At 68.2% G+C, this 18,195-nt stretch carries 18 protein-coding genes; 13 read left to right on the top strand and 5 right to left on the bottom strand.

Going from position 1 to position 18,195, the window contains the following annotated elements:
* Window positions 1-232: 232 nt before the first annotated feature.
* The 5 genes from dnaB to ACIPJI_RS34895 form a co-directional block, all read right to left on the bottom strand.
* On the bottom strand, window positions 233-1,603 hold the full coding sequence (dnaB, locus tag ACIPJI_RS34875; RefSeq protein WP_402250931.1) for a replicative DNA helicase: 1,371 nt from the start codon (window positions 1,601-1,603) through the stop codon (window positions 233-235).
* 72 nt (window positions 1,604-1,675) lie between these two features.
* Window positions 1,676-2,968: a hypothetical protein gene (locus ACIPJI_RS34880; protein ID WP_402250933.1), complete on the bottom strand. Its 1,293-nt coding sequence runs from the start codon at window positions 2,966-2,968 to the stop codon at window positions 1,676-1,678.
* A 619-nt stretch (window positions 2,969-3,587) separates the two neighbouring features.
* Window positions 3,588-4,391 (bottom strand): inositol monophosphatase family protein, encoded by an 804-nt coding sequence (locus ACIPJI_RS34885; RefSeq protein ID WP_402250935.1) that lies wholly within the window; start codon window positions 4,389-4,391, stop codon window positions 3,588-3,590.
* Window positions 4,388-5,224: a DUF5919 domain-containing protein gene (locus ACIPJI_RS34890; protein ID WP_356625114.1), complete on the bottom strand. Its 837-nt coding sequence runs from the start codon at window positions 5,222-5,224 to the stop codon at window positions 4,388-4,390. The genes ACIPJI_RS34885 and ACIPJI_RS34890 overlap by 4 nt, the downstream gene beginning before the upstream one ends.
* A gap of 26 nt (window positions 5,225-5,250) precedes the next feature.
* Entirely contained in the window at window positions 5,251-5,841 is a 591-nt protein-coding gene (locus ACIPJI_RS34895) for a GntR family transcriptional regulator (RefSeq protein WP_356625113.1), read from the bottom strand.
* A gap of 271 nt (window positions 5,842-6,112) precedes the next feature.
* Here ACIPJI_RS34895 and ACIPJI_RS34900 point away from each other — a divergent pair, with 271 nt between their 5' ends.
* The 13 genes from ACIPJI_RS34900 to ACIPJI_RS34960 all read left to right on the top strand — a co-directional run bounded on the left by ACIPJI_RS34900 (window position 6,113) and on the right by ACIPJI_RS34960 (window position 17,890).
* Complete coding sequence (locus tag ACIPJI_RS34900; RefSeq protein ID WP_402250937.1) at window positions 6,113-6,970, top strand: hypothetical protein; 858 nt, start codon at window positions 6,113-6,115, stop codon at window positions 6,968-6,970.
* 181 nt (window positions 6,971-7,151) lie between these two features.
* On the top strand, window positions 7,152-7,688 hold the full coding sequence (locus ACIPJI_RS34905) for a WhiB family transcriptional regulator (RefSeq protein WP_402250939.1): 537 nt from the start codon (window positions 7,152-7,154) through the stop codon (window positions 7,686-7,688).
* A complete protein-coding gene (locus tag ACIPJI_RS34910; RefSeq protein WP_402250941.1) occupies window positions 7,685-7,981 on the top strand; it encodes a hypothetical protein in 297 nt (98 codons plus the stop codon). The genes ACIPJI_RS34905 and ACIPJI_RS34910 overlap by 4 nt, the downstream gene beginning before the upstream one ends.
* Before the next feature lie 128 nt (window positions 7,982-8,109).
* A complete protein-coding gene (locus ACIPJI_RS34915) occupies window positions 8,110-8,286 on the top strand; it encodes a hypothetical protein (protein WP_402250942.1) in 177 nt (58 codons plus the stop codon).
* A gap of 19 nt (window positions 8,287-8,305) precedes the next feature.
* Entirely contained in the window at window positions 8,306-8,557 is a 252-nt protein-coding gene (locus ACIPJI_RS34920; protein WP_402250944.1) for a hypothetical protein, read from the top strand.
* Between the two features lie 4 nt (window positions 8,558-8,561).
* On the top strand, window positions 8,562-8,750 hold the full coding sequence (locus ACIPJI_RS34925) for a hypothetical protein (protein ID WP_402250946.1): 189 nt from the start codon (window positions 8,562-8,564) through the stop codon (window positions 8,748-8,750).
* Between the two features lie 14 nt (window positions 8,751-8,764).
* Window positions 8,765-9,892, top strand: a complete 1,128-nt coding sequence (locus ACIPJI_RS34930) for a hypothetical protein (RefSeq protein WP_402250947.1) — start codon at window positions 8,765-8,767, stop codon at window positions 9,890-9,892.
* Between the two features lie 356 nt (window positions 9,893-10,248).
* Window positions 10,249-11,763, top strand: a complete 1,515-nt coding sequence (locus ACIPJI_RS34935) for an FtsK/SpoIIIE domain-containing protein (protein WP_402250949.1) — start codon at window positions 10,249-10,251, stop codon at window positions 11,761-11,763.
* A gap of 220 nt (window positions 11,764-11,983) precedes the next feature.
* Window positions 11,984-12,916, top strand: coding sequence for a bifunctional lytic transglycosylase/C40 family peptidase (locus ACIPJI_RS34940; protein WP_356625102.1), 933 nt, complete (start codon window positions 11,984-11,986; stop codon window positions 12,914-12,916).
* 3 nt (window positions 12,917-12,919) lie between these two features.
* Window positions 12,920-13,207 (top strand): hypothetical protein, encoded by a 288-nt coding sequence (locus tag ACIPJI_RS34945; RefSeq protein WP_402250951.1) that lies wholly within the window; start codon window positions 12,920-12,922, stop codon window positions 13,205-13,207.
* 5 nt (window positions 13,208-13,212) lie between these two features.
* Window positions 13,213-14,508, top strand: coding sequence for a hypothetical protein (locus tag ACIPJI_RS34950; protein ID WP_402250953.1), 1,296 nt, complete (start codon window positions 13,213-13,215; stop codon window positions 14,506-14,508).
* Window positions 14,509-14,594: 86 nt separating this feature from the next.
* Window positions 14,595-15,689, top strand: coding sequence for a hypothetical protein (locus ACIPJI_RS34955; RefSeq protein WP_402250955.1), 1,095 nt, complete (start codon window positions 14,595-14,597; stop codon window positions 15,687-15,689).
* Window positions 15,686-17,890 carry a hypothetical protein gene (locus ACIPJI_RS34960; RefSeq protein ID WP_402250957.1) on the top strand — a complete coding sequence of 735 codons (2,205 nt, stop codon included), beginning with the start codon at window positions 15,686-15,688 and terminating at the stop codon, window positions 17,888-17,890. The genes ACIPJI_RS34955 and ACIPJI_RS34960 overlap by 4 nt, the downstream gene beginning before the upstream one ends.
* Window positions 17,891-18,195: the final 305 nt, after the last annotated feature.

Consider the following 18,195-nt stretch of genomic DNA (forward strand, 5'->3'; position numbering starts at 1 on the left):
GCACAGCCCGGTATTCGCCGGGTTCCGATCGCTTCTCGTAACTTCAAAATTCGAACCTCCGTTTGGAAACCTAGTAGTTGCGGCCGGTGGAGTCGATTGGCTCCGTACTGAAGATCGCCTGTACGGGCCACTGAGAGCCGATCACCCGACCCGAACGCAAGGGGCCCCGAGGGCGGGTGATCGCCAGCCAGAGGGGCGCTCAGGCGCCTTGTCGTGCCGTTTCCACTCGTGTTCAGGTCTGGGCCATGTCCACGAAGCGGCTGTAGTGCAGCTGAGCCGCCACGGTGATCGTGGCGGTGGGGCCGTTCCGGTGCTTGTCGATGATGAGGTCGACCTCGCCGGCGCGCGGGGATTCGGGTTCGTAGGCGTCGTCGCGGTAGAGCAGCGCCACGATGTCCGCGTCCTGTTCGAGGGAGCCGGACTCGCGCAGGTCGGCTTTGGTGGGGCGTTTGTCGGCCCGCATCTCGGGGCCGCGGTTGAGCTGGGCCAGGGCGATGATGGGCAGTTGGAGCTCCTTGGCGAGGCGTTTGATGCCGGTGCTGATTTCGGAGACCTCGCGTTCGCGGGATTCGGGTCGGCGGCCGCCGAGGGTGATCAGTTGCAGGTAGTCGATGACGACGAGGCCGAGGGCGGGGCAGCGGGACTTCAGGCGGCGCAGCTTGGCCTGGATGGTGCCGAAGTTGTTGGCGGACTCGTTGATGTAGAGCGGGGCTGCGGTGATCCGGGGCAGGGTGCGGGCCATGCGGGCCCAGTCGTCGTCGGTGGTGGTTCCGGAGCGCAGGTGGTGCAGGGCGACGCGGGATTCGGCGGACAGCAGGCGCATGTTGAGCTCGTCGATGCCCATTTCCAGGGAGATGAAGGCGGCGGGGACGTTCTGCTTGATGGCGCAGGCGCGGACGACGTCCATGGCGAAGGTGGACTTGCCCATGCCGGGTCGGCCTGCGACGACGATCATCTGGCCGGGTTGGAGTCCGCTGGTGAGGGAGTCGAGGTCGATGAAGCCGGTCGACAGGCCGGTCATGCCGCCGTTCTTGCCCCGGTCGATCAGGTCGAGGGTGCCTTCCATGGTCTGGTTGGGGGTGACGAAGTCGTCGTCCTTTCCGGTGCCTTCGACCACGTGGGCGATGTGCGTGGCCGCGGCGGCGACGAGGTCGTCGACGTCGCCCTGGCCGTCGTAGCCGGACTGGGTGATGGCCACGCCGGCTTCGACCAGGCGCCGCAGGATGGCCTTCTCCCGCACGATGACGGCGTGGTATTCGCCGTTGGCGGGGGTGTCGACGGCCTGGACCAGGTCGTGGATGTAGGGGGCGCCGCCGACGCGGGCGAGGTCGCCGGATCGGGTGAGCTCGGCGGTGAGCTGGATCGGGTCACACGGCTCGCCCTTGGCATGCAGGTCGAGGATCGCCCGGTGGATGAGCTCGTGGGCGGGCCGGTAGTAGTCCTCGGGTTCGAGGGTGTCCTGGCAGTCGATCGCGGCCTGCTTGGACAGCATCATGCTGCCCAGGACCGACCTCTCGGCTTCCAGTGCCTGCGGTGGCATCCGCAAGAGGCCCTCGTCGTTGCTGTCGCTGGTCGGGGTGTGCTGATGCGGGACTAGAGTCATGAGTGATCTCTCCGTGAGGTCGTGCGGCGTCCGGCCCGGCCAAGGAATCCGGGCGCCGCTCTTGCGTGCGGGTCAGATCGCGGGCTGGCGCATCGAGCGCAGCAGGTCCCCGAGGTTCCCCTGCGACGGGGCCGGTGCCGGGGCCGCGGACTGCTGCGGCAACGCGGTCGGCTCCTGCACAATCTCGCCGTCGTGCCGGCACATCCGGACCCGGCCGTCCCGCTCGATCTGCCCGTAGGTGTCGCACACCTGACACGCCGCAACATCCTGCGCCCGAATACTGCTGCGTCCACCGCGTGAGACGCGGGTCCTCGGCTGCGGTGCCTCGGGCCACGTCATCGCGTCCTCGAGGACCTTCCAGGTCGGCTTCATCCGACCCATCCACTCGGCCACCCGGCACAGGTGGTCAAGATCGGCACCGGCGGCCAGAAGCTCGGTTGCCTCGGCGCTGATGGCGGCCGCGCGTTTCGGCAGGAACGGACGGCCGCCGGCCCTCATGCCGTTTGTCCATGCCTCCACCACCGGGGTGCAGGCCGAGGCACCAGCCACCGGGGCGGCGGCGGTGGTGGTTTCCGGCGCAGCCGAGCTCTCTCCTCGTTTCTCCGTCTCGGTCTCCGCTCGAGCGGCGGGCGCCGCTGTGACGGCAGGTGCAGAAGAGAGAGAAGAACTTCTTTGGGGGGTTTCTTTGGGGACCGCGTTTTCACTGGTCACAGGCTTGCACGCGTCTATTTTCCGTCCAGTCCGGTCGGATTTCCGTCCAGACTCGTCGGATTTCCGACCGTCGAAGCGACCTGCGGTTTCACCGCTGCGCACCTGGTCGGTTCGAGAGTCGGATTTCCGACCAGGGTGCTGGTGGACGCCGTCCCCGGTGCGGGTGTGTGCGGGAGGTACGGCAGGGTTGTCTCTCCAGTCGGGGGTGTAGGCGTCGAGCTTGTCCCACACGTTGCGCCAGCCCACGTACTCGTCTGGGGGCAGATCATTGACCTGGTACTTGCGGAAGCTGTTCTGGATGCCGCCCTTGCCCGTCGAGGTGACCAGGCGGCCACCCTCGGGATTCACCACCAGGCCGTGTTCGTCGAGCAGACGCAGCGCGTCCTTGACCATGGTCAGGCTGGCGGACTTGTCGTTGACGCCGGGCAGCAGGTAGCACAGCTGGTCCAGAGACATCCTGCGCAGGCCGCCGCCGGTCCGCCTCGCCGTCTCAGAGACCATCGCGCGCAGCAACAGGTAAAGGTGGAGCGCGGTCCGCGTCATGCCGGGCCTGAGCAGGACCCAGTCGCGGACCTGGGTGTAAGACCAGTAGTCGGTGACATCGCCGACGAACTCCAGTTCCTCGGCAGCCTCGTCCCTTCCGGGAGCGGTCATCAGGCCACCACCCCGGCGGCCGGCGAAACGATGGTGGGCATGCCGGAGCGAGCGTTCGTAGTCACCGGCGGGGTGTGTGAGCCAGGCGCCGCGGCAAACGGCCAGCGACGGCGGAGCTGGCGGTGCATGGGTGGTTTTCTCCCCTTTGTAGGGGAGTCGCGACCAGACGATGTGACCTGACAAGGGACCCAGGTGGTGGCATCCCGCGAGGCGGGACGCCTATTCTGGGTACAAGTGACCACGTGGACCCACCGGGTCCACGGGCATCACCCCCGGCGAGGTCACCTCACCGGACACGACTCGGAGCTGTAGTGGGCGTGCGAGTCGATTGCTAAGGAGCCGCTGAGTCCCTGCCAGGACAAGGCGGCTCCGCCATTTCTACGGTGGCTGAGCAGAAGAGGCAGTCACTAGCAGAGCTCCGCACGTTTCGTGGTCCACGGCACCTCGGAGTGCTGTGCAGCGAAGCCTGCGAGCAGGTGAGCATAAGCGCGGCGGCGAGGATTGCGCGGTTCTGCCTGGCCGCTCTCCCACCCCACTACCTGGATCCGATGCACGCCGATGCCCTCAGCTACTTCCTGCTGCGTCAACCAGTGAGCGTCCGTGAACCGGCGTGTCGCCTTCACGTCAGGCTCCTGCTGTCCTTGAGCAGCTTCAGCACTGCATTGCGTAGGCCTGGCGCGGCTGTGATGGTTTCCGTGGAGTTCACGGTGTGGGCCATTCCATCCGCATCCATCACCGCGCAGCCGGCCTCGCGGGCGATGCAGACGCCGGCCGCCATGTCCCAGGGGTGGTTGCTCATAGCAATCGTGGCATCGACTTTGCCGGAAGCTGCCCAAACCAGATCGATAGCGGCGGACCCGAACATTCGGACACGGAGGGCTCGTTCAGCGAGCAGACTTGTTACTGCGAGCCGGCTTCTGTTCCGCTCTCTCGCTGCACCACCAACTGCATAGTCGCCGATCGAAACGATGGCGGATTCGAGCGCCCTGGTGTCGCTTGTCTTCAGACGGCTGTTCCCGCAGTAGGCGCCGTTTCCTTCAGCGGCGTGGAAACGGCGCTGAAGAAACGGGAGGTCGATGATGCCCAAGACGGAGCGATCTCCTTGCACCAAGCCAAGAGACACCCCGCATAGCGGAAGCCCGTGAACGAGATTGGCTGTGCCGTCCACCGGATCGAGTGCCCACGTCAGGTCGGCGCCGGCGATGTTTTCTCCGCCACGTTCCTCTCCGAGGAACCCGATCTCGGGCGTCTCCTTCTTCAGGAAGCTACGCACCCTGTCCTCTACGGCCAGATCGAGGGCAGACACCATGTCGCGGTCTCCCTTGTCAGTGACCTGACCGACCGTCGTCTCTCTTACAACGGCGACAGCCTGGTCGACAGCCGAGGAGCCGATGGCCAGGAGCGCCTGCATGTCAAGGGTCAACCCTCGCGCCTTTCCCATAGAGTCGAAAAGATTTGATCGAAGGTGCTGTACAGGCCGCCAGCAGCGCGACGCTTCCGAATCAGGAGCGTCGGTGAGTCGACGCCGCGGACCTCGGGCAAGTACGGCTGAGCCACGCACAGCTGGGAGTCGACGAGCAGGATGTTGAAACGGATCGGCTCGTCATATACGCCGATCCGCAGGCGCTCAGCGGCTTCAGGCGAAAGGCGACCAGCCACCCGCTCCTCCATGATCGTGAGGTTCATGGCAGTAAGGGCGGACAGCCGGCCCTCCGGGTAGCCTTCCTCGCTCTCGCGCTGAGCGATAAAACGACCGTAGGGCTTGAGGAACAGGCAGGTCACGCTTGCGCCAGCCTCGATGATGTCGCGCAGGCGAGCTTCCGAGTATGTCTGGCACAGCAGGTTCAATGAAAGGCCAGCGACCCGGATGTCTTGGGCGCTGTCGAGAAGTTCGGTGGGAGGCACCTTCGCCTGGAACTCTGATCGGCTCGCGTAGACACCGATGAGGTCCGAGAAACGGTCACCGACGATCTGGGTTAGGGCATCAGTGCCGTCAGTGAAAGCAGGCGAAGCCTGACGTACCAGCAGTTCTGCGGCTACGAGAACGTCCCCCGGAGGTACTGCGCTGGTTTCCCACGCGTCAACCTGTTCTGCCCCAACCGGCCATCCCAGCATGGTGGCGAGCAGGGCGGCGAACTCGTCGCTCGGCAAACCCTTCGCAGCCCGGGCCGCTGCCAGCTGATTCCGGGCCAATTGTCCCAGATCCGGCCGATAAGACGTTCGGCCGTGAAGGGATACGACTTCGGCGCCAGACATTCTGAACTCCCCCTCGCGTCATGAAGTCAGGCATTAGTGGCCCGACGTTGCTCCGTCCCGCTTGAGCTGTCCCTGAGAGGTGCAGAGTCCCGCGGATACGGCTGCCCCATCCTTCCGTAGAGGTCAATCAACTGGGTCTGCAAGACGGCGACGACGCGACGCAGGTCGGCTAGCTCCCGGCGGAATGCCTCGAGCGTCTCAGCGTCGGCTGTCTGAAGACCCTCGACCTTGGACTGGACGTCAGCGAGCCCGGAGGCGAGGTGTTCGAGTACCTGCTTCTCGGTCGCGACCTCCTCAGGTCTAGCCTTCACAAACACTCCCTTGCCGGGGTGTCCGTACAGAAGGCCCTCGGCCCGAAGTTCGCTCACTGCCCGTCGAACGACGGTGCTGGAGACGCCATACTGCTGACCAAGGCTCACGGTCGAGGGGATCGGCTCCCCAATGGCGAGTCGTCCTTCTGCGATCTGACGGCGCAAATCCTGCATGAGGCGGCGGTACTCCGGCTGCCCGATTTGGTCGCCCAACGGTGGGCCTCCCTTGTGTACCAGGTTGTGCAAGCTGCACCTAGTGGAGCACACCAGCTCCCTGAGTACCACCAGGACATTCGAGTCGCTCATCGGCTGCACCTCCTTGACAACCTTATACACATGGCTGCACATTGTGTGCAAGGCTCGCGCTGGTTCCACATAAGGGTCTGCGAAGTGCCGCAACTTCATACGTCTGGCTGTTCGGCTTACATGCCGGCCCGGGGTGACGAGTACGACGCGGTCCTCCGAGGGAAGCAGCCAGTTGCGCCACCCGCAGCCGTTGCGCTGCCCGTCGACCAGGAGCACGGCCTTGTCTATTCCTGACCGGCGGAGACCGCAACAGCAAGGGAGACGACATCAGATGCGTCACAACGGACGTGCCCCGCTGAAGGCCAGCAAGATGCGGCCCGAGCACCTCAATCTCCGCGACGGCGAGCGCCGCATGGCGGTCTGCCCTGACTGCCTGTCCTGGCACCGCCTCGCACGGTCCATGATCATGCCTCACCGCGCCGTCGAAGCCGCCGCGGGCGACGGTCCTCGCCGCTACTTCGGCGACAAGCCGTGCGGCGGCCGTCGCTGCCCCGGCAGCGCACAGCGCATCACCATCGACATCAGCATGGAGCAGTGGGCCGAGCGACTACTCGCCGCCGACAGCACGGCGACCGGACGGCGTTCCGCCCGCCAGCACTCCAAGCCCACCCCGGCCCCGGCCAAGCCGGTTGCACAGATGCGCCCGGCGCCGGTGAACGCTGCCGACGCGCTCACCGCCTACCGCGACCACCTCAAGGCCTGCCGCGCTAGTGCAGGAGCCGGTCGCTGCCACGGCAGTTACCGCTGCGGCGCCGGTGCTCGGCTCGCCAGCCTGTACGAGCAGCTGCTGCGCACTCAACCGCGCCGCGACCGGGCCCGCAAGGAGCTCACCAGAATGCAAGCCAGACTGAAGCGCCGCTTCGCTGCCGCGGCCGCGAAGAACACCGCAATCGAATGGGCGAGGCGCGGCGAAGCCACGGTTGACGCGAAGAAGGCGACAGCCAAGCGCAGCGGCACGACGGTCGAAGAGGCCAACAACGCCTGCCGGATCCACACGGCCGACTCTGTCTCCGAGTTCCGCGGCCCCCGGCTCCCGCTGGCACCGCAGGACGTGGAGGCGCACGAACGGCGCCAGGCCCAACTGGGCAAGCGGTACGGGCAGAGGAACCCGGCCGCTTCCGCCGCCTGACCCGCACCCCGCGACGAACGACCACAGCCGCCCCCGACCGCACTCCGGTCGGGGGCGGCTGTGGCTGCTCGACAGCAGCCAGAGCCCATCAGGGCTCCGCACGCGACGAACCCCCAGGGATTGCGCCCCCGGGGGTTCGTCTTCGCAGGTCAACCCACCCTGAATGCAAGGAGACCTACGCATGCACAGCATGACACCCACCCAGGCCCGGCTGGCACGCCGGGCCGTGCTCCAAACCGCGGTCGACACCGCCGCCGTGTGCACGGGCGCCGACCCCGACCTGTTCTTCCGCGGCGACCGCGAGCCGCAGATCACCTGGCAGGCCCGCCGCAGCTACGCGCAGCGCCTGTGCTCCGCCTGCCCGGTCCGTGCCGCGTGTGAGGAGCTCGCGCTCCGCGACGGCGACGGCCGCCCCGACGTCGACGACATGGTCCGCGGCGGACTGACCGGCCCCGAACTCGCCGCTGTCCGCGCCGACCAGGGCCGGCGCGTGGCGGGCGCGGTCGACGCCGACCGCGATGTCGAGGGCCGGCGGCTGGACGAGCTGGCGGTCGAACTGCGGCGCGCCGCGGTCAAGAACCCGGACAAGGCCGGTGGCCACCGCGCCCAGGACAGGGCGCAGGCCGCGCAGAACGCGGAGGTGCGCAGCCTGGTCGCCCGGATCCGGCAGATCCGCACCGCTCGCCGGGTCCGCGCCGGATGGGAGGCCGCCGCATGAGCAGCGGCGCCACCCTCACACCGGCCACCGACCATGGCCGCGAAGTGGGCGCGCTGCTGGCGCGCATGGCCCGCCAGGCCGACCCCCGGATCTCGGCTGAGCGGCGCACCCGCCGCACGCTCCAGGAAATGATGCCCGACTACCAGCGCCAGCCCGTTTTGGTCCTGCATCGGCCTGAGATGAACGATGCCTGCCCGTTGTGCGGCAGGTGGTCGTGCACGGGCGTCTGCAAGCCGTACCCGGCCAACGTCCCTTCCCCAGCCAGGGCGACCTGTACGGCGGCAGTCCGGTGAGCGCCTGCGGCCACCCGCCGCGCGTGGTCGTAGTCAACCTGATCGGTGCGGACGGCAGGCCCTACCAGTCGGTGCGGCACGAGCCGTGCCAGTGCGGCGGCAAGTGACCCGTGCACAGACCAATACGTGTGGCCCAGGCCTTCCAGTACCTGGCGGCCCGGGCCATCACCACACGCGGACTGACCCACCCCATCACCCGCGCCCTGCTGACGACCGCCGCTTTGGCGGCCGCGGCCGCGTGGGAGGTCGGCCACCGCGTGCCCGACCTTCACCCCTCGCTTCGCTCAGGCCCTCGCCGCCTCTGACCACGTCAGGAGCTCTTCCATGACCATCCAGCCCACCACGTCCGAGAACGCCCCCAACACCGCTTCCGGCACACACCACTACATCCTCACGCTCCAGGCCCCTGCTCCGGGCGGCCTGCGGGTCGACACCTTCTCCAGCACAGCGACCCCGCATGCCGGATGCACCCGCGCCGAGGCGTATCGGGCCATCTACGACTCCGTCGTCCAGACCCACCCCGCTCTCGCCGGCGGCAGCACGGTCTTCTTCTCGCTCGAGCCCAACATCCTCTGACCCGGTGCGCGATCTCTACCAGCGCTACCAGACGGCCGCCCGCGACCTGACAGGCCATGAACGGGTCTGCGAACCCTGCACCCTCGCCAACCGCGACACCGCCACCACGCGCTGCGACACCGGCGCGCGGCTGCACGAGACGTTCGAGCGCCTCCAAGACGCCTACCTCACCCACATGCAGAACCGGACCTGACAAGGAGAAGCAGTATGAGCAAGTTCAAAAGCTGGAAGGAGCCCTCCCCGCGCGGGATGGTGCTCGCCGTCCTCGGACTCGTCACCCTCGCGGTGGCCATCCTGTCGGTGACCGTCAGCTACCAGATCCTGGAGCCCAAGTTCGGGATGTGGGCCGTGCCGACCGTCTTCGCGCTGGACGCCCTATGGGTGGTCTTCCAGGCGACCGAGGTCCTGGCGGGCAACAACGGCCAGCGGGCCCGGCGTGTGCGCTGGGCCGGTCTGGCCCTCACGGCCGTCAACGCCGCCATCCCGACCGCCGAACTGCTCCTGCGGGACGGCAGGCACGGCGTCGACCTGGCCGTGGTGCTGACCCCGCTCGCGATCGTCATGGCGAAGACCGCCTGGTGGGTCGCGCTTCCCGCGCTCGGGCGCCGCGCCTCCGCCGAGACCCGGCAGAGGATCGACGCCAAGCGTCAGCAGGTCGCCGACCGGCTGGAGGAGATGGAGGCCGACGCGGCCCACCGGATCGAACTGCTGGAGGTCGCGCGGGAGCTGGAGCAGCGGGTGGCCATGGCCGAGACGACGTACCGCCGGTCCGTGCTGCGAGTGCAGGAGTCCATGACCAAGCGGCTGCACAAGCAGGCCGTGGCCACCGAAAAGACGGTCGCGAAGAAGGCGCTGCCCGAGTCCGTCACGGGTATCGCCCTGCCCGAGCTGGAGACGTGGACACCCGGCACACTCGCGCTGCCCGGCCCGGCCGGGCGTGCCGGATCCGGCACGGACGCCGGTGGCCGTCACACCCTCGGCACGCAGCTCAGGGCCGGTGAGCAGGGCGAGGCGGCACACCCGGACGAGGAACCGGCACACCGGGCGGCACAGGCCGTCACGCTCGAGGATGTCGCAGCCGTGTCGGGTGTGCCGGTGCCTGTGCCGGGCGAGCAGCTGACCAACTCCCAGCTCGGACTCGTCCTGCGCCACCTGCGCTACCGCGAGGACCCGCCGATGTCCTACCGCCAGGCCGTGGCCGCGTTCCGCGAGGCCGGCTTCGTCGGCAGCGCGGAGCGGGTGCGCCGCGAGTGGGGCGCACTGATGTCCAACGAGGAGAACACCGAGGCATCCGAGACGCCCGACGACGCCGAGGAGGAGGCGGCGGGCGCCTGATAGCGCGCGTCCGGCACCACCAGTGAGGGCCAGCCCGCACCCCCGTGTGGGCTGGCCCTCGCTGCGACTGCCGGAACACCCACGCAGTCGACGGTGCAGACCCCGGCGAGTGACCCGGCGAGCGAGCAGAACCACACACGCTCGCAGACCCGGGGAGCAGACCCGGCGAGCACCACCCCACAACTGAGGGCACGCGTGCCCATGACCAGCGAAGGAGAAAGGGTGTGGCCAAGAAGAAGGCCTCACAGGAAGAGGACTTGTACGCACAGACCGCAGGCGCGATCGGCGGACTCGCCATCGCATTCGGTGTCCTCGCCGCCATCAAGGACAAGCTCGGCCTGTCCTGGCCGGCCACCGTGCTGCTCACCACCGGGGCGCTGGTCGCACTCGGCTTCCTCGCCTGGAAGATCCAAACAGGCATCACGAGGCTCCAGGCGGGCCAGAGTGGAGGCAAGACGGGCGAGAGCAAGGCGTCCGTGGCCCTGGGGCAGGAAACGCCCGCCCGGGCGACCAGCGAGCTGGAGACAGCCGCGGAGGCCGTCCCCGCGCATGCCGAGCTGACCGCGGCGCTCACCACGGCCGGGGCCATCGGCAGGGACCAGGTCATCCGGGCCGACGAGGTCACCATCACCCCGAAACGGACCGGGAAGCACTACGACTTCCTGGTCCCCGAGGGCCGCACCTACGCGGACGTCGACCGGAAACTGGGCGCTGTCGCCGGCATGTTCGGCGTCACCCGCCTACACCTCAAGCTCGACCGCAGCCGCGACAGCGAGCGCCGGGTCCGACTGCTCGTGCTCGACGAGCCGCCGTTCAGCAGCCCGTTCACCGCGCCGACCCGGCAGCAGATCGAGGCATTCAACGGCGTCCCCATCGGGCACGACGTCACCGGCGAACTGGCCGGCGTGCCCACGTTCGACAAGGCATCGCTCCTCGTCGGCGGCATGACACAGATGGGCAAAACCACGCTGGTCAACGGGCTCATCACCTGCCTGCTCATCGCATACGGCGAATTCGACCTGTACCTGCTCGACGGAAAACACTGCGGGCTGACCAGGTTCGAAAAGATCGCCGTTCGCTACGAGGCGTCCGACAGTCCGACCGTCATGGAAGAAATGCTCGACGAGCTGAATGCGCGCGTGGAACGCCGGTACGGAAAGATCCAGGAAGCCATTCGGAACCGGCAGCCCGCACCGAAATTCCGCCCGGTGTTCTTCATCGTCGATGAAGCAGCCGACTTCTTCGCCGACGACGGAACCCCCACCGGAATCAAGCAGGCACGCCGCGTGGCGGACAAGGCACGCTCCCTGGTCGCCAAGGCCCTGGAGTCCGGTATTGCCACGGTCATGCTGACCCAACGTCCCGCCCAGAACGCCATTCCGGTCATGGTCCGGGACCAGTTCCTCTACCGCATGTGCCTCTACGTGGCATCGGAAGGAACCGCGAAAGTCGCTCTCGGTGACACCTATTTTGACACCGTCGCCCCGATCAACCCTGCACTCCTCGACTCGAACGTCAAGGGTCAGGGTGTGCTGTTCGCGCACGGTGTGTCCACGCTGCTCCGTGGATTCAACTTCGCGGATGAATTCATCTGGGAAGTAGTCGACACCGTTCTCACCCGGCAGCAAAAGGTACTTACTGAAGCGCCGGAATCACCGCTCAAGCAGGCCATCGACCTGATGCGGAAAAACGGCATGGAATTCATGCCAACCGCCGAGCTGGCACCGGCACTCGGCATCACGGAAACCGAGCCGGTGGAGCGCGGCAAGCAGCTGACCAAGCTGCTCGGCGTCCCGGCGGACAAGGGCGCGAAGGGTGTGCGGGGCTATCGCCTCGCCGACCTCACCGCCGCCCAGATGTCCGCTTCGTGACCGCCACCCAGCACCGCCAGAGCACCGCCGCCCCACCGCCACCCAGCCCTGCCGGGTGGCGGTCAGCACCGCCGGGGTGGCGGTGCTCTGGCGGTGGCCTGGCGGTCATGGGTGGCGGTACTGACCTGCGAAAACACTCAGACAGGCCTCTAGAGAGGATTGTGCGTTGAGAGCCTCTGCAGCCGTCACGATCGGCGTGGGAGCGACTGCAGCCGTCGTCGTGGCCGCTCTCGTCCAGTCGGCCGGCGACGACCCGGTGGGAGCGGCGCTCAGTATGGCCGTTCCCACTGCCTACCAGGAGCTGATCGAGCAGGCGGGAAACGCCTGCCCCGAAGTCAGCCCGAATCTGCTCGCCGCCCTTCTCACCCAGGAATCCGGATTCAACCCGAAAGCCCGCTCGCCGGTCGGCGCGCAAGGCATCGCCCAGTTCATGCCGTCCACGTGGGAGAGCCATGGAATCGACGGCAACCGGGACGGCAAACGCGACGTGTGGGACCCCGAGGACGCGATCCCCTCGTCCGCGAAATATTTGTGCACCATTGCCTACGACGTGAAAGACGTCCCCGGCAACAAACAGCACAACATGCTGGCCGCCTACAACGCAGGCAGCGGCGCCGTCCGCAAATACGGCGGCGTTCCTCCCTTCAAGGAGACGCAGCACTACGTCAAAACCATCAGCGCCGCCGCTGCCGAAACATCCGGCGGAAAGCCCGCGACCACCGACCAGGCCGGAACCGCTGTCAACGCGGCACAGGAAATGCTCGGCAAGCCCTACTCGTGGGGCGGAGGAAACGCCGGCGGACCCTCGAAAGGGACCTGCTGCTCCCCCAAGGGACGATCCGGTGAATCCATCATCGGATTCGACTGCTCCGGGCTCACGCTGTACGCCTATGCACAGGCCGGAATCGCCCTGCCGCGCACAGCGGCGCAGCAATACGCGACATCGCAGCCCGTCGACAAGCCGCGCCCCGGAGATCTCGTTTTCTACGGTTCCAGCGCCGCGTCCATTCATCACGTCGGCATCTATGTCGGAAATGGCTGGATGATCGACGCTCCCCGCCCCGGCACTCAGGTCCGCTATTCGCCCATGGACGCGATGACCGACCTTTACGCGGTCGCCCGCCCCGTCCCCACCAACAGCCAGGAGATCTGACCCATGCGCAAGCTCACCCACCTCGCCGCTCCCGTCGACATGTCCGGCGGTTTCTCCGACTTCTTCAAGACCATCGGCATGACCGGTGGCGGCCTGGTCACCAAGGGCATCGCCGCCGTCATCGCGATCATCGCCGTCCGGATGCTGCTCCAGCTGTCCAGTGACCCCAAGTCCGCGCTGCGGAAGGGGTCGATGGCGGTCGGCACGCTGTTCGTCGCCGTTGTCCTGGCGATGTACGGCGACACGCTCTTCTCCACCGTGACCGCCCCGGCCCAGACTCCCAAGGGCTGATCCGCATGCCTGAGAAGGACGATCCCTGCGACCTGCTGCCGGAGCGGCAGCGCCACCTGTGCGACTCGGACGGCACCGGTCCCCCCGACGTGAGCGGGGGGACCGGCCCCGGCGGTGACCTTGTGGACGGCGCCGCCGACAGCGTCAAGGGCCTCGCCAATGACCTGATCAAGGAGTTGGAGAGGCTGGTGGCGCCCGATAAGGCATGGGCGCCGGCGCAGACCGACAGCGCGCTCTACCAGCCGTTCCTGTGGCTCGGCCAGCACCTCGCCGTGGCGATCTTCGTATGCGTGGTGGTGGTGTGCGCCCTGACCGCATGGCAGGGCGCACCACGGCTCAAGCAGATGGGCGCCTCCACCGGCTGGACGCTTGCGGCCGTTGTCGCCATGGGAGCCATCCCCGGGGCAGTGATGCTGCTGAACAAGGCCGTCAGCACGGCGTTCATGGCAGCGTTCGACAGCAACGAGTCGACGTTGTTCAAGGCCATCCGAACCGACGTGGCAGCCGAAGCCAACGATCCGCTGGCGATGCTGCTGATCGTCGCCGGCCTGGTGGTCGCCCTCGCTTTTGCCGCGCTGGTGTTCATGACCCGGCAGCTCGGCATCCTCGTGTTCGTGTGCATGGCACCCCTGGTGCTGGCATCGCTGGCACGAGGGGGCGACACAACCGCGGTCAAGAAGTGGGCGATGCGGCTGCTGGGCCTTCTCTTCGCACCCTTCGCCCTCCTGCTGATCAGCCCGTTCGTAGCGCTGTTCTCAGGGTCGGTGGCCATGGACCTCGTGCTCCTGGTCGCGGCCGATGCGCTCATGCTGCGGATGATCTTCCACGGCGTGCCATACATCGGCCCCCGGGTCGCTGGGGCTGCCAGGACGATGGTGGAGCGCCACACCGCCAATCCCATCGCCCGGGCCGTCGTTCGCGCCGGGGTGCCGACCGTCTACGAGCAGGAGAACGCACCCCGGGTGCCCCGCACCGTGGACACCCCGGGCCGGGCCATGACCCAGGACCGCGGAGTCCTGCTCGCGGCCTACGGCGTTCAAAAGCGGGAGCGGCCAGCACGGCTGACCACCCCCTCTGCTGTCGCGCAGGCGACACGGGACACGGCCCGCACCGCGCAGATCAGCCAGGCACGCCGCGAGGCGCGAGCCGCAGCCGGAGTCTCGCCGCCTCCCCGGACGCCCGGCACTACGCCGACCCGGCCGGGCAGCGCGCAACCGCCCCAGCCCGGCACCACTCAGCCTGTTCCGCCCCAGACGGCTCCCCCTCAGCGGCCGGCACCCAGCCGCCCGCGCAACCCGTAACGGGGGCACATCCTTTTCCGGCCCCGGCGCCCACCAGACCCGGTGGGCGCCGGGGCCGCGCCATCACTGCTTTCGGAGGTTCTGCCATGTACTCGCTGACGCCCGGCTACCGCGTCCCCGCTCTGCAGCGCGGACTGAGCCCCGCCGAAACCCTGTTGACCAAGCTGAACGCCGGGGCCGGCGGGGCGATCCTGGCGAGCGCGCTGCTCGCCCCACCGCCGGTGTGGACGTTCGGCGCGGTGGGTGCGGCCGCGGCGCTGCTTAACGCGGCGCCGGGACCCCGCTCGATCGCCCGATGGGCGGCCGTCGGATACCGGCACCTGTGCGAGCGCACCGCGCCACGGTCTGTGGTCGACCGACCGGGAGCGACCACGTCTTGGGCCTTTTACCAGGAGCACGGCACCGTGCAGGACCCAGTGCGCCGGGTCCAGTTCCACAATGCGTTCTCTCGCGCGCTCACATTCGCCGGCGGACAGGCCCGCGCCGCCGGTGTCCAGGTGCACGTCACCCACCACGCCACCGTCGGGGACTGCACCACCCACACCCAGACCATCTCCGTGCACGTCCCCAAGGGACTGGTCGGACAACCCGCCCGCATCCTCGCCACCCTCGAGGGCGAGTTCTCACGGCTCGGGGTCCTGACCCCGGTGGAAGTGGAACCGCTGCCTGTCGTCGCGGAACGCAGTGCAGGCTGGGTCGGGCTGGAGGACGGCCGGTTCGCGGCGACCGCCCGGATCACGGGATGGCCCGACGCCACTGACGGCGAGATGATGCGCCGCCTGCTGCTGGACGACGGGGAGGCGGACCGAACGGCCGGGGCAGACCGCTCGTTCGCCGTCCTGTACCGGCCGCTGCCCGCAGCGCAGTCGCGCCGCTCCGCACGCTGGCAGTCCGCCGCGGCCGAGGCGTGGACCACCGACAAGATCAAGGCCGAGGCGTTGCAACACGCCAGCAGCACGGCCCACGGTGCCCTGGTCGAGGGCGCGACCCTCGTCGACCTCGACGCCTACATGACTGTGTGGGCCGACAGTCCCGAGAGCGTCACCGACGCCCGCTGGACCGCATCGCTCACCGCTGACCGGCACCGCATCCGTCTCGACTGGCTCACCGGCCAGCAGCACCGCGCCCACATCATGACCACCCCGCACGGGGCCTCCACCCAGAAAGGGGCGATCCTGTGATCCGCCTGCCCTCCAGCCACGCCGCGATCACCGCGCCCCTCGTCACCTCCAACACAGAATTTCCGGGCATCCCGATCGGCCGCTCCCTGCTGGACGGCCGCGCCTTCCACCTCTCCCCCGTGCTTGCTTCCGCCGCGATTCTCCCGTCCACGAACACGCTCGCGCTGGGAGGGCTCGGCTCAGGCAAGAGCACCACCGCGAAGATCCGGATGCACCGGGAGATCCGTGAACACGGCCACCAGGCCGTCGTCATCGACTCCTTTGGTGAAGACGGCGCGACCGGCGAATGGCGGCCCGTCGTCAAGGCACTGAGGGGCAGGACCATCCAGGCCGGCGACTTTCGTCTCAACCCCTGCTCCGAGCTGTTCTCCCCGGCGGTGCGGGAGCAACTGGTCCGCTCCCTGATCCTGGCGGTCGAACCCGACGCCCTCACCACCCAGTCCACCCACGCGCTCCAGCACGCCCTGAACCATCCCAAGGCAACGGCGCTCAACGGCCTGGTGGATGCCCTGGTCAGTCCAGAACCCGGCAGGTGGCCGGCCGACCGGCTCGCTGAGTGGGGCGAGGCCGCCGCGATGGCGCTGTCCCGGTATACCGAAGGCTCGCTCTGCGGACTGTTCGACGGCGAGGACGCCGGCCTGCCCGAGACGAACCTGCCGATCCTTTCCTTCGACTTCACCGGCCTGGACCGCAACAGCCCGGCGATCCCCTCGCTGATGGCGGCGGTGTCGTGCTGGGCGGAGCACGTGTGGCTGCCGCAGTCGACCGCCGCGCACCGGCACCTGGTGCTCGAGGAGGCGTGGCAGATCCTGCTCTCCCCCGCCAGTGCCTCCCTGATCCAGCGGCAGTTGAAGAACTCGCGCAAGGCGGCGCTGTCCCTGGACGGGGTGATGCACACCCTGTCCGACCTCGGCGACGGCAAGGCCCAGGACCTTGCACGGCTGTGCGAGATCGCCCACGTCGGCCGCCTTGGACCTGAGGAGGCGGCGGCCGTCGGCGCGCTGCTCGGTCTGCCGCAGTGGGCCGTCGACACCATCCCGACCCTCGGACCGGGACAGGCCGTGTGGAAGGTCGGCCCCGGCTACGTCGACATCATCCAGACCGTTGTCAGCGAAGACGAGATGGCGCTGACCGACACGTCGTCCCGGCGGCGCCAGGCACAGCAGGCCCTCGGCCTGACCGTGGAGCAGGGCACCCTCGTGCACGTCGACGACCAGGAGCTGGAAGAGGCAGATGCTTGCGTGCGCGAGGCTCACGGCACCGAGCAGCCGATGCCAGCAGAGCACGACGACGACCTGGTCGTGGAGAAAGACACTCCCGAGCAGGCCGACGAGGGCTGGGACTGGGACATGCCGCCCAACGTCATAGAGCCCGACATCGACACTCGGCACGACGACGTCGTCCAGGCCGCGATGGAAGGACGGTTCAGCGAAGCTGCCCATCTCGCCGCCATCGGCGAGCGCGAGGACATCAACGCCTACGGCATCAACTCGAACGAGGCGGTGCAGTGGTTGGTGACCCGGGCACAGGTGGCCGAACTCGGCGGAGACCGATACAAGGCCGCCCAACTGCGCGCTACCGTCAGCCGCATGGGGAAGAACCTCGACTGGTTCGAGCAGCAGCCCGGCGGCAGCCCGGAACAGGAGTGGTACCGCGGGCCCGATAGCCCACCCGAGCCGTCGACTCCCGACGACGAACCGCCCTCCCGCACCCGCCGCCGCGTCTGGCCCTACGTCGCCACCGCCGCGGCTCTGTCCCTCGCGATCGTCGGCGGGAGTCAGATGGCCGACACCGAGCAGCAACGCGAGGACCGCACCGAGAAGGCCGCCGCGTACAAGGGCAGGTCAGGAGCCGAACTACGCCTCGATGGGGTCAACGCTGACGTGCTGGCCCGCTGGAACAGAGACGGGGACCGCGTCATTATCGAGCTTCGGACCTACTTCGAGAAGGACGCGCGGTACCTGCGAATCGATGCCGACGGGCAAACCGCTAGCAGCGTGAAGCCAGACGAATGGTTTGCCGACTCGCCTGAGCTCTCGTTGCCCGTTGCTGATCCTCTCGCGGACATCACCGTCCGCGTCGCGGTCGGCGGGAAGAACTGGAAGAAGGGCACCCGAGCACACTCCCGCATGATCCGGCTGTCCCCGACCGGCATCGCCTACGACGCCGAGACCGGAGAGCGCCTTCCCTCCGACCTCTGACCACAGCACCAGAAGCACGGCCCGATGGTCCTCGCCCCCGCAATCCCGGGGGCGAGGACCATCGGCATGCAGAGCCCTTGATGACCGGTCCTTCAGACAACCAGCACAACACCGTGGCTCTTCCCCGGCCAGGAACCCGCGCGACCCATCCGGTCCGAATACCTCGGCCTACTGCTCCGACGCCACGGCTTCGAAGGCCTCGCCAGCCGCAACAGCACCCGTCTCGCCCTGGCGTCCGACCTGCCGGCATCCGGCCTCGCTGACCTCACCGGCACGAGCATCAGCAACGCCACACGGTGGACCGT

It is taken from the genome of Streptomyces sp. NPDC086835 (assembly GCF_044745705.1).
Classification (GTDB): Bacteria; Actinomycetota; Actinomycetes; order Streptomycetales; family Streptomycetaceae; genus Streptomyces.